A 16,465-nucleotide genomic window follows, 5' to 3' on the forward strand; every position below is an offset into this window, starting at 1 on the left:
TATGGTTTGTGTTATTCTGCCATGATCAGCACCTGGCTCTCATTGCCATATTTCAGTTCATTTACAAAGATCTCCATGCCGTCTTTTAAAGGGATCAGCGGAATACCTCTGCGTTCATACTCTTTTTCCAGGGTAGGGGACACCATGCCGGTGCCTTTCCATGGCCCCCAGTTGATGGCGGTTACTTTTCCTTTAAGTGTTTTCTTTAACTCCCATGCGTAACGGTCCATCACACTGTTCGCTGCCGCGTAATCCGTTTGACCACGGTTGCCATACACAGAGGCCACACTGGAGAACAGTATCACGAACTGCACATCAGGCCGTAATTGCTCTGCCAGTACTCTCAGCGGCGTTACTTTGGTAGAGAATACTCTTTCGAAAGAGTCGGATGTTTTCTGTTGAAACAGTTTATCCTCTAATAACCCGGCGCCATGAATCACCCCATCTATCTTCCCATAGTCTTTATATACACTGCTGATTAAATGACTTAGTTCCTGTTCATTTCTGAGATCAAGCGTATGATAGGTAACGATAGCGCCGTTTGCTTCCAGTGAAGTAATGGTATGCAGGATCTGGTTGCTCTTATGAATATCGGAAGCTCTCTTTTCTATCTCAGCAGGCTTACTGAATTCTCCTTCAGCGATCAGTTGTTTTTTGATATCGTCTTTGTTGCTGAATGCTGCATATTTATTCCGGCCTTCCTTACGGGGATCTGCGGACCTGCCTACCAGGATATAATTGCAGGGGTATTCTTTGGAGAAGCGGATCATCAGTTCTGACGTAATACCCTGTGCGCCGCCCAGTACCAATATCACCCCGTTTTTATCCAGCTGGATATTTGAAATGCTGCCGGTAGGTATCGCAGAAGGGATCAGTTCAAAAGTATGGCGGATACCATCCTGGTAGATGACTTCTGCAGGTTCATCCGGATGCCTGATCTCATTTAAGGTGATAGTTGCAATTTCTTCAGGAGATAGTGTGCCCGTGAGACTGATGCTTCTGCATTTGGTATTGTCCCACTCTTTATCGAGGCTTTTTAAGAAGCCGGGATAACCCTGGTAATTCCTGAGTTGTGTATTATCAGCAGTGGCTTCTATCCCTGATATGGCATATACCCATTTTACAGTGTCAGGATGTAATTTCTTGATGGTATCAAAAGCACTCAGGATATTCTTCCTGTGGGAAGTAGCTAATATATCAAGGATGATCAACCCGTTGTATCCTTCCAGAGAATCGCTGTCAGCAATAATATTCACAACGGCGCCCTGTTGTTCCAGTAACGTTTTAATAGATAAGGCGACTCTGCTACCATCATCAGTGATACCGAATTTCTGTCCGCTTAAATTCTCCGGAATGGCATTGCCAAAGCGGGAGGGCGTCAATGCAAAACGAATACGTGACAGTACTTCTTTCCTGGCAATAACCGATGGTTCTGCGATGGAGACTATTGTTCCGGAAGAGGAAGTCATATTTGCCGCAATCCAGCTTACTAATCCGTTCAATGTTTTGATAGCTGCCAATGCCTCTGTTTTATCTTCCGACTGTCCGAAGCCACCTATCTTTACTTTCAGCTCTCCCAGGATTTCCATACGTTTGATGGAATCTATACTGAGATCAGCTTCCAGGTCGAGGTCCAGTCCAAGCATATCCTGTGGGTAGCCGGTCTTTTCACTTACGGTGAGTAATATGGTACTCCTGATATCCTGTTCAGACCAGCTCTTTTCAGCTGTTGGCTGCTGAACAGCATGTTGTAAAGAGATACCACCTGTATCAGGCAGGTTATAATCTACATTTTCTGCTATCCACTGTAATAATCCATTTAATGTTTTGATACCTGACAATTGTTCAACAACGGTTTCATCACTTTTGCCGGCTGTTTTAAAACCACCTAACTGTGTTCTCAGTTCACCGATGATTTCCATACGTTTGATAGAATCAATACTCAGATCGGCTTCCATGTCCATATCCATGCCCAGCATTTCATGCGGATAACCTGTTTTATCACTCACTACTTCTATCAGGATTTTCTTAGGGTCTTTCCTGATATGTACATGAATGGCTTCCGGTTGTTGCGTAACAGGAGCGGGGATTTCCTTTTTCAAGGGAACCGGCACTATTTCAGGCTGACTGAAAGTGGCCGGAGAGTGGCCGAGATAGCCCAGGATCACATCCCTTTGTGCCTGCACCAGGTATTTTACACTGTTCAGGTATTCCTGTACTATATGTTCCGCATTACCGCCAACAGGAGCTGCTACCACCTGTCTTGTGAGTTGTAATGGCTGTGTGATCGGCAATGCACCATGCGCCGGCAGTTTTCCTACGGAAGGAACGGATAACTGGCCGTTTACATACCATACCGTGCTGCTCTTTTTATATTGTTCCGGGGTGTCTAACTGCAGGAGTTGTGCATCCCTGTCTTCAAACAACTTTTCCAGTTTTACTTCCCTGCCGCTGGCAATGTACCTGGCGATCGTATTTAACAGGCGATTGATCGCCTGTTTATCTTCTGTATGAAGGATCAGTTCATCCTTTCCGATAATTGCTTTTGTAAGGCCGGATAATACTTTACCAGGCCCCACCTCTACAAATACCCTGGCTCCTGCTTCATACATCTGCTCAATCTCTTCTGTAAAACGTACTGGTTTAACGAGATGGTCTGTCAGCAGTTCTTTGATGTCTTTGGCTACTGTGGGATATAATTTTGTAGTAGTGTTAGACCATACGGGGATAGACGGGCTGCTGAAAGTAACATCGCTGATAGCCTTTTTATACAGGGCTTTGGAGCCGGATAATAAAGGGCTGTGGAATGCGCAGGCTACTTCCAGTTGTTTAAAGGATATTTTCAACTGCTTCAGTTGTTCCATGAAGCGTTCCATGTCTTTTGTAGTGCCCGCCAATACCCATTGCAACGGAGAATTATGATTTACCGGGTACACACCATTTTCTTCTTTCGTAATATTGGCCAGTTCTTCCTTAGAACAGTTCACAGCCACCATCACGCCTTTGTCTTCTACAATTGCGTCGAGGATGGATTTAGCCCTTTTCTCACTGAGAGATATCAACTGGTCTTCCGGGAATACATTTGCAAAACATAAAGCAGGTAATTCACCATAGCTATGCCCTGCTACCATATCCGGCTGAATACCCAGCTCTTTTAACAAGTTGGCAATTGCCAGGTCTACCACTCCTAACAATGGTTGCGCAACGCGGGTATCTTTAATCTGTTCCTTCTGTTTTTTCGCAGCGTTATCATTAAATACGGCATTAGGGAACAGGATCTTCTCATAGGAAGAATTGTTTTTTAACAGCCTGCGCATAGCCGGGAACGTTACAAACAGTTCTCTTGCCATGTTGATACGCTGACTTCCCTGCCCCGGGAAAAGGAATGCTACTTTCCCTTCCAGTTTTTGTGTTACATATATTTCTTTGGCGTTAGCACCCGATAATGCCAGCTCAATTTTCAGCATTAAATCTTCCCTGCTATTGGCTACGATAGATAATTGGATGGGTTCATCACTTTTAACTATAAGGCTGTAGGCAACATCTTTCAGGGGGATGTTATCGTTGTTTTCAAGCAGGGTACGTACAGATTGCAAGGACTGTTCTACATTACCTCTGAAAACGAACAATTCAGACGTCCAGGATTTTGTAATGGCTCTTTCTTGCGGCTGGTTACCTTCATTTTCAATGACTGCATGGAAGTTGGTGCCACCAAAACCGAAGGCGCTGATACCTGCACGGCGTATATCGTCCATCCACAAGCCTGCTTCTGTATTGAAGAGGAAGGGGCTGGTGGATTCATTATAATAGCTGTTAGGATTTTTGATGTGAAGGGTAGGAGGTTTTACGCCGTGATATACAGAAAGGGTTGCTTTGATCAATCCGGCTAATCCTGCCGCGCACTTGGTATGTCCGATCTGTGTTTTAACAGAGCCCAGGTGAGCCTGTCCTGTGATAGCGCCGGACTGTATCAGCATATCGGAGATGGCGCTTAATTCTGTTTTGTCACCTACCACAGTGCCGGTACCATGCGCTTCTACCAGTCCTACGGAAGCCGGCGAAACACCACTCTGTTCGTACGCTCTTTCGAGTGCTTTTATTTGTCCTGCTTTACGCGGAGCAGTTAAGCCCAGGCTTTTACCGTCGCTGGAACCGCCTACCCCTTTAATAACAGCGTAGATGGTATCGCCATCACGTTTAGCGTCTGCCAGTCTTTTCAGTACTATCATGGCCACGCCTTCACCTAATGCGATCCCGTCCGCAGCTGAATCGAAAGTAGCGCAGCGGCCGGTTTTAGAGAGTGCATGTGTGCTGGAGAACATTAAATAATCGTTGATACCATTGTGCAAATCGGCAGCACCTGCCAGCACCATATCTGATTTCTCAAGGATCAGTTCCTGGCAGGCCAGGTCAATAGCAGCCAGAGAGGAAGCACAGGCAGCATCTACGGTATAGTTACGGCCACCTAAGTTCAGTCTGTTGGTGATACGGCCGGAGATAACGTTGGCCAGTACACCCGGGAAGGAATCTTCTGTCAGTTTAGGTAAGGCATTATCCAGTTCTGCCGGCATTTCACCTAAGAACTGGCGGTAGAGGGAGCGGAAGCCGTAATTATTAGCCAGGTCGTTTCCGCCTTCCGCACCTATGATCACAGAGACATCTTCTCCATTAAAATCCTTATCAGCATAACCTGCATTTTCAAGCGCCTGTTTTGCCACGAGTAAACTTAATAACTGGGTAGGATCTATGGCTGCCAGTGATTGTGGCGGAATACCGAATACAACAGGATCAAAATCTATACGGGGAATGAAGCCACCCCATTTGGAAGGTGTTTTATCACCATCTGTAGAAGCGCCATCATAATAGAGTTCTTTATTCCAACGCTCGTCGGGGACTTCTGTTACACAATCTTTTCCTGCAAGGATATTGCTCCAGAATTCCTCAATGTTTTTAGCGCCCGGATAGATGCAGGCCATGCCGATGATGGCTACGTCCAATGCTTTGTCGGGGACATTGACAGGTGCTGATAAAACAGCCGCCTGTATATGTGTGAAATTATTAACGGCTACGTCTTTGTGTAAGTCCGCCATGGAAACGGTCTCATTTCTCATAGCGGCCACCTGGCCTATCATGTACATGCCGTCTTTTGCCTGTTGTTGTGGGTCAACAGTTACGAGGTCATTCTCTTTTCTGTCTAATCCTTTTGCAGCAATTCTTAACCGGCCTACGTTCAGTTGTTCCAGTTTGCCCCAGATCTCTTTTTTATCAAGATTTTCTGCAATCAGTTTATTTTTCTCTTCCGTAAAGAAGTCGGCAAAAGGAGATTGTAAACAACGGGTTTCATGGCCGGGAGCCGTTTCCAGTAATACGGTGCTGGTATGTGAAATGGCCTGGTCCTGGAATTGTTGGAGGATAGCCCCGGTCTTCACTGCTTCTTTCGTATAGATATAAGCGGTGCCCATCAGCACACCTATCTTAGCTCCTTTGGTAGCCAGGGAGGCGGACATTACGGAGATGAAAGCGGTAGACAGGGAATCATGGATACCGCCTGCAAAGAAGATATTAAGATGTTCTGCATGATCTTCCTGTAATAAGCGGTCTATTTGTTTTTCCCATAGCACCAGGCTGGATAAAGGGCCAACGTGGCCGCCGCATTCCCTGCCTTCGAAAACAAATCTTCTGGCGCCTTCTTTAAGAAACATATCTAATAAAGAAGCAGAAGGAACATGCAGGAATGATTTGATACCCATTTGTTCCAGTGCTTTAGACTGGGAAGGTCTGCCACCTGCAATCAGTACGATGGGCGGTTTTTCCTGTTTAATATATTCAATCTGTTCGTCGCGCAATTCCTGGGGAGCAAAGCCGAGGATGCCTACCCCCCAGGTTTTGTCGCGCGCCAGCTTCTTGGTTTGTTGAATTAACTGCAGGGCGCTTTCTCCTTTCAATAATGAGAGGGCCACGAAGGGCAGCGCACCGGCGTTAGCCACTGCTTCTGCAAATGCAGGTACATCGCTTACGCGTGTCATAGGGCCTTGTGCGATGGGGTAAGGAATGTTTAGTTCCTGTGCCAGTGCATTACCCGGACTGATAACATTAATGGTCTTGGCCTGGTGGAGGTGTCCGCGGATGCCTTCCCGGATGCCGGTTATCAGTCTGCTGAGTTTTTTATATCGTTTAACGAGGTCGATTGAAATGGCGATGTCTTGTCCTAATGGGAGATAACCTTTGTCGAGATCAAGCGGGCCAAGATATTTTTCTATATCAGCAAAGGTTGCATTTTCTGGTATAACCGGAGAGTTTGGACGAACGAGTACACGAAAATTATCGATCACACGTGTTTCATTCCCATTTAATTTTTCGCATACATTTTTAATGGAGGAAGGGGCGTTACATTCCGGAAATAATACGAGTTGACTGTCCAGTATTATGCCCTTTGCACCTGTAGCGATTAATGCAGAAGATGTGTGAATTCCTGCACCGCCCTGTACCCATATATCCGTATCGGGAAGGGCGAGGATTATCTGTTGGAATAATATAAAGGATGATTCTTCCCCGGTTTTTCCGGCGCTTTCATTTCCTTTTACGATAATTCCGTTTGCATTTCCGGCTTTAGCCTGCAGTGCTTCTGCCAGGCTATGTACCTGGTAGAATAGCTGTACATTCTTTCTGGTGGCCATTTTAATGCCAAAAGGCGCTATTACAATGGATACCTGTTTAGGTAGAGGGAGATCGGCAAAATCTGTTGTTGCAGGGAAACATACGCCGAAGTCAGGGAGATCTTTCAGCGCTTCCAATGCTTTAATAGCGACGGCTTTATCACGTCCAAGGTGAAGTACGGGAAACGCTTTTGCTTTTGCCAGGGCCATGACAAGGTTTACATCAGGACATTCAAAGGGAGTTAGCCCGATAATAACAGGAGCTTTCATATCTGGTTTTTAATTTTGGTTACGGGCAATACACTACCAGTACCATGATTAGCCAATCATCGTGTTACGTAATACCGCTGTAATAATTCTTTTCTGTTGGGTCCCGGAAGGCAAAGCACTTCCATCCTGTTTCTACGAACTGGAAAGTGTTTTCATAGTGTGGATTATAGAAGGCTGAACTGCCGGATTCTCCAGATTGGAGGATGGCGGATATGTTGTAAAAGAACTAGTGTCCAGTCATTAACAACATAAGTAATAGAAAGTTTGATAATAGAAGTTATCCTTTTGCTACACCAAAATGCTTACAAATGATGTAATGCTAAATTGATACTGAAAAGAATTTAAAAGCAACATCACATGGGTAGTTCCCTGACGGGCTTCTTTTTCGTTGTAGGAAGTAGTGGGTTCCATAAAAATAGCATAAAGACGGTTATCGGTTATTTGAGATACATTCACAGTTAGGGTACTTAGAATGTTAAAGGTTTCTTAAAGCTACTGAAAAATTCTAAATAAAACTAGCTTAAGTTCCGATTTGAGGCACTATCGTAACAGAAAGGTAACATTTAAATATTTTTATATGAATAGCTGACTGCGTAATTCCCGGCTAAAAAAGAGAAGTGGAATATAATAGCGAACTACTATATTCCACTCCTGAATTTCTTTCTCTTTCTTAATTATCTGCAGACATTTTGCCTACAATTTTGTAACCTCTGGAATTGTCAGGATTAGTTACTTCCTGGTAATACATTCCGTCCGGAGAAACATATAATTGCTGACCATTGATTTCTACACCACGGCTACCGCTGGGCAATTGTGCCATGACCGTTTCCTGTGGAGGAGTGGCAGGCTGCTGCTGTTGCCCTTGTGGTTGCTGTTCTTCCTGAGGTTGTTCTGAACCATTGTCCAGTTGACCGTTTTTACCAACTACCACATATTTGGTAACGTTGTCCTGTACTATTTCCTGGTACAGTGTACCATTTTTCTGATAATAGGTATTGCCGTCTATTGTTACTGTTTCTGAGTGTTTAGGCAGATTAGGTACGACCACTCCCATTGGAGGATCTACTACCTGGTACTGATCCACTCTTTCCTGCTCATCGTAATATGGCTGGTAGAATGTACCATCGTAATAGTAGTAAGGGCCGAATCCGGTGTTAAACGTCAGGAAGCCATAAGGCAGTACTCCCAGTCTGAATCCTATTGGCGGACCATAAAAATGATAGTAAGGTCTGTAGGGTCTGTAGTAGTAACCAGGAGCGTGATAGTATCCGCCGAATCCACCGCCATATACACCTACACCTACGCTAATCCTTGGTCCTGTTGAGAAACGTCCTCCTCCACCCATGGCAAAATGCCCTCTGCCTCCACGCTGTGCGAATGCTGTAACACTTACAAGGGCCATAAGCATTGTGAGCATATATATTTTCGTTTTCATCTTCTTGTCTATTGACTGTTTATAATTAGATAGCTATCTAACGTTGAGGTTTAACAAATAGTCTATTTTAACATTTCATATATAGCGTTTCTTCGCTCATCCTTCGTTCGCGAACGTAGGATGGGTATATCTCTGCTATATCTATGTTAGTTTAGTACAGTTGATTCCTGAGAATTCTTTTGATCATCTGTATCGTAGTGCGGCTTATTTGTCCTTTATATCTTTCCAGGATAGTCGATTCGCTGATACCTTCTCCAAGGTCATTGACGATTTTCAGCCACTTGCTCAGGAATTCTGAGTTAGGGGTGCGGTATTTTAAGAGGCGTCTTACGGTTTCTATGACAGCTTTGGAGACTGTTCCTTCGTGCAGTTCAAATACTTCGTCCGTATTTAATCCCAGTTCAATATCCTGGGCAACACGGGAGTAGTCCTGTAAGTATTTTTCATTGGCTTCCATTACCTGGAGCAGCGGATTATCACTGTAATGAATCACGGCGTACTTCCTTGCCTGTTTATGCAGATTGGTTAATGCATAGTTGCGGGCAATATTATCACAGATGACGAGGTCGTCTTTATTGAGTTCGAACCATTCTCCCTTTACACGCTTATGCTGAAATATGATGTGCAGGCATTCTTCGAGGTCCGACATGTTGCTGGAGGCGTATTGCCTGATGACGCGGAACATAACGGGCAGGTGAGTATGATAGGAAGCGAGACGCTTTTGAAGATCCTGGGTTTTGCCGATCTTATAAAGGTTCTTTCCTGTATTAATGATGTACACACATTTTCCGATTGCTATTTGCTCCATAATTTTTCAGGGGGATGCCAATCGTATCCAAGGTTAATATATGCAAATGTGGATAAAAATTTTAAGAAAATGATGATTTGAGGTTAAAAAGGTTGATTAATGATCACTGATGGAGGTAATGTTTTCATTCTGATAGCAATATTTTTATATTGATAGTTTTATGTTCGTATCGTATTGATAATCAAATTATTATTTGTTTTTTAGCGCCCTAAAGCCTTAAATTTGATTTAAACGACCTCGAAAAATGGAAAACATACAGATATGCGAAATAAAGGGAGGGAAGAATAAGGATTATCCTCACATCCTATCTCGTGATGGAAAATATATATTCTCATGTTCAGATCGATTAGATGCTTATCATTCAGGTGCTAAGATCTTTTATGTATGTAAGTATCTGAGCAGAGCATTTTTTACAGAGGTAATGGGAGAGGAGATTTATACCAAATACAATTTTCATCTGGATGAATGGGTCTTTGAGTATGAAGAGCATGAGTATATCGCCAGGAAAGATGATGTTTTACAGGTAATGTATGTGATGAGTGAAAGGAGTATTCCGCCTGACTGGGCATGGCGGAGGCCAATAGGGAATTCCAATGGTTATCCAATATGGAATACCCAGATAGACCATCCTCAGTTGAGACTGGAAAAAGTGAGGGACCTGCAACTGATATTCAAAAAGGGGCCTGCCTTTGAACTTTTAGAGTACTGTAGTAAGGCATTGCTTGAGTTGCCCGAGATAATGGTACCCAATGCCAAAGCATTGCATACTTCTTTAGGAGGGATGCCATTGACTTTATATGGAAAACCTCGTGATGTAATTATAGCTCAACGTACGCCGCTGCAAAATCTCATGGAGGAGGTTAAAGATAAATACAGACAGATTTTAATGGCTGTTAAAACAAAACCATTTGTGTTGCTTGCAGGAATAAGTGGAATAGGGAAATCAAGCCTGGTGCGTACACTCGCTTACAAAACATGTAATGAAAAGGAATTACAATATTCTGACAGGCCGGGCAATTTTGAACTGATAAAGGTAAAGCCCGACTGGTATGATTCTTCCGAACTAATAGGCTATACCACACAAAAGGGCGGTATGATCAGATATAACATTACAGCTTTTATCCGCTTTATTATAAAGGCATGGCGCTACAAACAAGTACCCTTTTGGTTATGCCTGGATGAAATGAACCTGGCCAGAGTGGAACAGTATTTTGCAGAATTCCTGAGTATTATTGAAACCAGGCGTTTTCATGAGGAACAAATGTATTCGGATGCCTTTATCAGCAGAGAAGATATATTGTTATATAGTAACGAAGACCCCTCTTTCTGGTTGAACCTGGGATTAGAAAATGAAGTGGCATTACAGCAACAATTTCTTTCACTGGGGATTACTATGCCACCTAATCTTATCGTGATGGGTACTGTCAATATGGATGAAACAACACATTCTTTTAGTCGTAAGGTCCTGGACAGGGCTATGACGATTGAGATGAATAAGGTAGATCTGAATAAAGGACTTGGCTTGCCTGAGAATGACTGGGAATATCCTGATGTCTATATCAGCGCTGAGGATCTGCTGGGACAGCCCCAGGACGTAAATATGGTGTATAATGACAACCCTGATATAGGCAGGAAGGTCATAAAAGAATTAGAAGAAATAAATGAGGCGTTAATTAATTCCCCTTTCATGTTTGCCTACCGTGTAAGAGACGAGATGCTGATTTATTGCACATATAATGCATCATTACAACCACCCAACATAACCTCAAAAAAGTGGCTGTTCACTTGCCTGGATGAAATGATTATGATGAAAATACTATCCAGGATTGAAGGCAATGAAAAAAAATGCGGCAGCATTATTAATGGGTTATTAGAGAAGATCGGCACTAAGTTTCCGGAGAGTCATAAAAAACTCTTACAGATGCAATTCCGATTAAATAATAATGGTTACACGTCATTCTGGAACTAATATGGAGATAATAATTATCAGACACGCAGATTTTTTGGTCCGGATCTTTGCTGCATATGAGGAAGCAGAAAGTTCTTTCTACGAAACATTTATTAAAATAAAAGAAAGGGATAGGGAAGAATATTTTACGACAGAATATCTGTTTTCAGACATGTCTTTGCTGGAAGAATTCTATATATGGAACCCGGAGACAGAAAGTTTGAAAAAGGAGACAATCACATCTGTTAAACAGCCCGTCTTTTTTGAAAACAGGCTATATAAGGTAAAAATTGAATTCCTGGGGGATATAATATCAATTCCCCGGGTCTACTCTAAAAACAAACAAGTTACAAGGGAATTTACAGTAATGGAAACTGTGAATGGTACTTATCAACTTGACGGAAACCTCCGGTATCAGCAGGATGTTGGATTTTTTGATCTGAGGATCAGTTATGACAGAGGAACTATTCCTAAAACAATTGTTTTCAGGTTTGAAGTGTTTTCTGTAAGAATGCCGTTGAAAAAACATTTCCCATTGATGATACATGATATTGAAGTTGTTTATCCCCGGCTGGTACTGGATTATATGAAAATCACCTATCATAATGCCGACAGTGTGCCAGGAACTTACAGTGATATGTTGTGGTGGATTTTCTTTGACAACGTCTATCAAAATATTCTTCGCAGTTTCGATTTTATTCTTAATCGCCCATATACCAAAAATGAAAGAATAGAGAGAATCAAAAGAGAAATACGTATAGAAAATGCCACGAACGTGCTTCAGGGGAAGATTGACAAGTTTACGGGAGATCCTAATAAACACTTTGTTTTGGCCGGTAATAAATCTCTGAACGATAATTATGAAAACAGGGTAGTGAAATTTATTCTGAAAGATATTATCGGTAAGTATGAACGGGTAAATAAACGGGTGAAAGCTCATGAGGTCTGTAAACGAATGACGAATGAATACAGGGCGCAGCTTGATTATGCTTATAAAGCATTAGGCTGGATCCCGGAGCAACCTCTTTTCCAGATAGTTCGCGATATAGAAAATATTGACAAGATTACTTATGTACTGGCAAATAAGGACGGGTATGAAAGTCTGATTGAAGACTGGGGCAAATTAAAGAAAGGATATAGGTTGTTTGAAGGACTGTATGAAATAGAACTGAAAAATATAGATTATTTATACCGGCTATGGTGTTTTCTTGAGATGGTAGAATTAGTTAAATCATTGGGAGGTAAAAAGGTCAAAGTAATAAAGCTGCCTGAAACAACGCGCGATCAATTCATTTTATCAGCGGACAATGATATGAGTTCAAAGATCGTCTTGGAATTTGGTAATGGAAATGTAGTAGAACTATATCAGGAATTATTATTCGATAGCAAATTTGATAAAAATGATTCTGGGGTAGGAAGAGGAACTGTGCGTCCGGATATCGTGCTAAGAGTAAGGAAGAAAGATCTTCCAGACAATTTATATCTCACTTATCTTTTCAATGTTAGATACAGGGTGGTCAAATCGGATGATATTAATCTGCCAGATCTTCCCTACGAAGGCGATATGGACCGTCTGCACACGTTCCGGAATGTTATCTATCATAGAGAAAAGGGTAAAAACAAACTGAGCAGGGAAGTAATGGGAGCATACCTGTTATATCCCGGGCAAGGTACTCTTGTACAAATAGAGAATCTGAACAGTCAAATGCCACCTGATATCTGCGGTATTCCATTTTGTCCCGGACAGGATCTGACTAATGCGTTGTTAAAAAACCGTATTTCGTATATCATCAACACCGAGGCCGTAAAATTACTGAGGGAATCTCATCCACAGAAGGGGAAAGCGTATCGGAGAGAAGAAACATTTGTTTTTATTCCGTTTATAAAAGAAGAAGATTTCGTGCGGGTCCATTATCTGCAAAGTGCGGAAATGCCATTGTTTGATTATAAATCATTTCTTCCTGCCCTGGGAGAAGGAACACTTCGTTATTTCGCTCATTATGTTGAAGGGAAAGGGATTAAATACGTTTATGAGATTGTAAGTCATTACTGGAAGGCCAGGAAAGATGTATATCCTCCTGATCATGAATTATTCCGGGATGAGACGAGGAAATGTCTGGTATTAAAACTGGGCAATAAAAGAACATTGGATGAATATCTGCAGATCAAAGGGGTAGTGAGTAATATAAGATATACCAAAATGGAATATATTAACAATCCTGTAAATGGATTCATAAAAACAATCACAGAAAGGGATACACTGTTAGGTGGGGAGAATTCATAAATTCTTAACTTAGGCCTATGAACTACAGAATCCTGGGCAACTCTAACCTTGATATCAGCGAAATCGGCTTTGGATGTATGTCTTTAGGCGATAGCACCGCTGACAATATCTCCCTGGTGCATAAGGCACTGGACAAAGGCATCAATTTTTTTGATACCGCAGACCTCTATCAGCATGGACAAAATGAAGCACAGCTTGGAAAAGCCCTGGAAGGTAGACGTGAAGATGCGATCATCGCCACTAAGGTGGGTAACCAGTGGAAAAGCGATGGCAGCGGATGGGTATGGAATACCAATAAGGACTATATTCTCAAAGCAGTAGAAGAAAGCCTGCGCAGATTGAAAACTGATTATATAGATCTTTACCAGTTGCATGGTGGTACTATGGAAGATCCTGTTGATGATATCATAGAAACCTTTGAACTGTTGCAGCAACAGGGTAAGATCAGGTATTATGGTATTTCCTCTATCAGGCCCAATGTGATCCGCGAATATGTGAAACGCTCCAATATTACAAGCGTAATGATGCAGTACAGCCTGCTGGACAGAAGACCTGAAGAAAGTATGCTGCCCTTACTGAATACCGAACATATAGGATTACTGGTGAGAGGCGCTATTGCTAAAGGATTACTGGCAGGGAAACCCGCTGAGCCATACTTTAACTATAAAGAAGAAGAGATTCGAGCAGCGGCGAATACGGTGGCGAGTTTATCTGGTCCGGAACGGAGCTCCGCACAAACAGCGCTGAGGTTTGTATTGGAGCAGCCAATGGTTAGCTCTGCGGTAGTGGGGATACGGACATTACCGCAGCTGGAAGAAGTGGCCGGTGTTTCTGACACACCTATGCTGACAGCTGCAGGTATACAGATGTTGAGAAATGCACTGGCGGTTAATTATTACGATCAGTACAGATAAATTGCATTGGCAGGTTAAGATCTGCATATTAAAAAACTGGCGCAATCAGAAGAACGTTCTTCCGGTTGCGCCAGTTGCATATAAGTAATAGGAACGATCAGTTCTTTAAACGTTTACCCAGTCTGTAATCCACCATGCCATTGAAGCGTGGGGATGCAATAGAAGTAGGTATCGAAGCCCGCAGGTTAAGCGTACTCGCCGCAGCAATACGTGCAGCGGACCTCGCAAAGCTACCGTTGCTGATATAGTTGAATATATATTCCAGGTTGTTGTCATTGGAATTACCCCATGGAACATTGATATAATCGTAAGCCTGCTGGTCGGGCGCTATACCGGAGTAATAGCCGCCAACATGGTTGGCGTTTTGGGTAGCAAAGTTAATCGCGTATAAATCGGCCAGGTACTTCTCGGTATGTGTGCTGTCATACTTGTTGATCGTAAAGGTAATGAACCCTACAGGTTTACCATAAGTGCTATCACCCACCAGTTTCACACTCATATAAGGCTTCAGGTTATTCAGTGTTAATTCGCTGGCAGAAGCGGTGTTTTTGGATGTGATAAAGAAGACATTGCTTAATGCCAGGCCACCCGTGTTGGATGGGTAGTTGACACTGGCTTCCAGTCCGGCTTCATTCATATTGGCAGTCAGCTTGTCGTTATAGAGGTAGTAATACATTGCTTTGGAGGCCGCTGACGCAGGCGCGATAGCGCTGTCCAGGTATTCCGCTGTAGCAACGGACCCTCCACCATTATAACGAAGGTCCACAATCAGGTTGGTAACACCTTCTGATTTGAATTTCCCAAACAGGTTGTCGAGTATTGTTTTCGTATTGGTATAGGCACCTTTTGTATTTATTGTGCTGGTGAAAGTATAGAATACAAAGTAGCCTGTTTTTTGCCCGCCAATAGTGTAGAGGGTATCAAATAACACAGGATTGATATTGTAGGTACCGGCATTTACCGTGTAAGTGTTAACGGCTTTGGTGTATCCTTTCGTCACCTTTAGGGTAACAGAGGAGGAATTGTAGATTGCGTTCACCACCTTGGTAGTATGAGCACCGGTAGAACCGTCGTAGGAGATAGCGGTATCCCCGTTGATAGCTGTGATTTCATCACCACGGGTGAGCCCCTGTAAGCCTGCCGGGGAGTTTTTATCTGCGTAGAGGATATAGAGGTATGTTTTGTTACCATCTGAAGCGTAGCTCACTTCCATCCCTAAGCTGCCGGTAGCGCTTATTTTCTTGTTCACCTCAGAAACACCGTCTTGCAGGGCGCTGGAAAGAGAACCGGTACGGTCCAGGAAGCTGTACCTGTCCAGAGCGGTGGTGCCTGTTCCTTTAGAGTATGTTTTCATCACTTCCAGCAAGGCGTCTGCGGTAGCGTATGTGCTGTTTACAGGGTCAAGGGTAGGTACCTGTGAATACCAGTAGTAGGTAGGCAGCGACGTGGTGGTACTGCGGCCGCCGTCTACATAAGATACCTGCATGGTGTGATACATGAGGTATTTCAGAGAATCTTCATCTGTAACCGCGGTAGTGGTGGTCCCTGTACCACCGGTTGTATCTGTCCCGGATTTGCTATCCTTACGGCAGGATACAAACACACTGCTGCAAAAAGTGCTGATAAGCACTACCCTTAAAGCGACTGAGGTAAAAGATCTATTCATGATAAAATTTTAAAAACATGGAGGATTGGGGTTTACTGAACTTAGGAAGAATGTTTGCTCTACATAATAAATGTACGATACAATGCTTGTTTTGTATTCATTCCGTTAAATACTCACTAATAAAAAACGTATCAATCACTCTTTATCAACTCTATACAAACTAACGACAGAATATGTATGCTCAGTATAAAAAAAAGCGTATACTGATTTTTAATCGGTGAATGACTATAATCGATCGATTTAAGTCTTGTCAGGGAACATCGGGTGGGGAGACTGGTCCTCTTTTCACGATCTGATGTTATATGCCTTTTCCTGATCCGGTACCCTATTTCCCCGCTCTTTAACAATTGGACTCCCTTTACCCTGATAAGGTTTAGTCCGTTACCTGTGAAAACACATATTATTTAAAATTATCGGGCATATGCTAAAACAATTTAGCCTTGCTGCTGGCGACGATGTAGCATTTAGGCCGTTTATAAAATAA

7 protein-coding genes are annotated in these 16,465 nt (G+C 42.9%); 3 read left to right on the top strand and 4 right to left on the bottom strand.

From position 1 onward, the window contains the following. Positions 1 to 11 precede the first annotated feature (11 nt). From GO495_RS07695 to GO495_RS07705, 3 genes are all read right to left on the bottom strand, one after another. Entirely contained in the window at positions 12 to 6,926 is a 6,915-nt protein-coding gene (locus GO495_RS07695; protein WP_157299142.1) for a type I polyketide synthase, read from the bottom strand. 670 nt (positions 6,927 to 7,596) lie between these two features. Beyond that, positions 7,597 to 8,343, bottom strand: coding sequence for a DUF6515 family protein (locus tag GO495_RS07700; protein WP_157299143.1), 747 nt, complete (start codon positions 8,341 to 8,343; stop codon positions 7,597 to 7,599). 169 nt (positions 8,344 to 8,512) lie between these two features. Continuing rightward, entirely contained in the window at positions 8,513 to 9,169 is a 657-nt protein-coding gene (locus GO495_RS07705) for a GIY-YIG nuclease family protein (protein ID WP_157299144.1), read from the bottom strand. A gap of 244 nt (positions 9,170 to 9,413) precedes the next feature. Between GO495_RS07705 and GO495_RS07710 the strand changes: the two genes are divergently transcribed. The 3 genes from GO495_RS07710 to GO495_RS07720 are packed head-to-tail and all read left to right on the top strand — an operon-like array spanning position 9,414 to position 14,315. Further along, on the top strand, positions 9,414 to 11,138 hold the full coding sequence (locus GO495_RS07710) for an McrB family protein (protein WP_157299145.1): 1,725 nt from the start codon (positions 9,414 to 9,416) through the stop codon (positions 11,136 to 11,138). Position 11,139: 1 nt separating this feature from the next. Further along, a complete protein-coding gene (locus GO495_RS07715; RefSeq protein ID WP_170302650.1) occupies positions 11,140 to 13,401 on the top strand; it encodes a DUF2357 domain-containing protein in 2,262 nt (753 codons plus the stop codon). A 17-nt stretch (positions 13,402 to 13,418) separates the two neighbouring features. Further along, entirely contained in the window at positions 13,419 to 14,315 is an 897-nt protein-coding gene (locus GO495_RS07720) for an aldo/keto reductase (protein ID WP_157299147.1), read from the top strand. A 97-nt stretch (positions 14,316 to 14,412) separates the two neighbouring features. On the opposite strand, the gene GO495_RS07725 is transcribed toward GO495_RS07720, so the two are convergent. After that, the gene (locus GO495_RS07725) at positions 14,413 to 15,981 is read right to left on the bottom strand and encodes a S41 family peptidase (protein ID WP_157299148.1); all 1,569 of its coding nucleotides are present in this window, start codon (positions 15,979 to 15,981) and stop codon (positions 14,413 to 14,415) included. Positions 15,982 to 16,465: the final 484 nt, after the last annotated feature.

This window comes from Chitinophaga oryziterrae, assembly GCF_009758125.1.
Lineage (GTDB): Bacteria > Bacteroidota > Bacteroidia > Chitinophagales > Chitinophagaceae > Chitinophaga > Chitinophaga oryziterrae.

Bases quoted from the DNA above. Each gene is read 5' to 3' on its own strand.
- GO495_RS07695 (WP_157299142.1), bottom strand. From the start codon at position 6,926: ATGAAAGCTCCTGTTATTATCGGGCTAACTCCCTTTGAATGTCCTGAT.
- GO495_RS07700 (WP_157299143.1), bottom strand. From the start codon at position 8,343: ATGCTCACAATGCTTATGGCCCTTGTAAGTGTTACAGCATTCGCACAG.
- GO495_RS07705 (WP_157299144.1), bottom strand. From the start codon at position 9,169: ATGGAGCAAATAGCAATCGGAAAATGTGTGTACATCATTAATACAGGA.
- GO495_RS07710 (WP_157299145.1), top strand. From the start codon at position 9,414: ATGGAAAACATACAGATATGCGAAATAAAGGGAGGGAAGAATAAGGAT.
- GO495_RS07715 (WP_170302650.1), top strand. From the start codon at position 11,140: ATGGAGATAATAATTATCAGACACGCAGATTTTTTGGTCCGGATCTTT.
- GO495_RS07720 (WP_157299147.1), top strand. From the start codon at position 13,419: ATGAACTACAGAATCCTGGGCAACTCTAACCTTGATATCAGCGAAATC.
- GO495_RS07725 (WP_157299148.1), bottom strand. From the start codon at position 15,981: ATGAATAGATCTTTTACCTCAGTCGCTTTAAGGGTAGTGCTTATCAGC.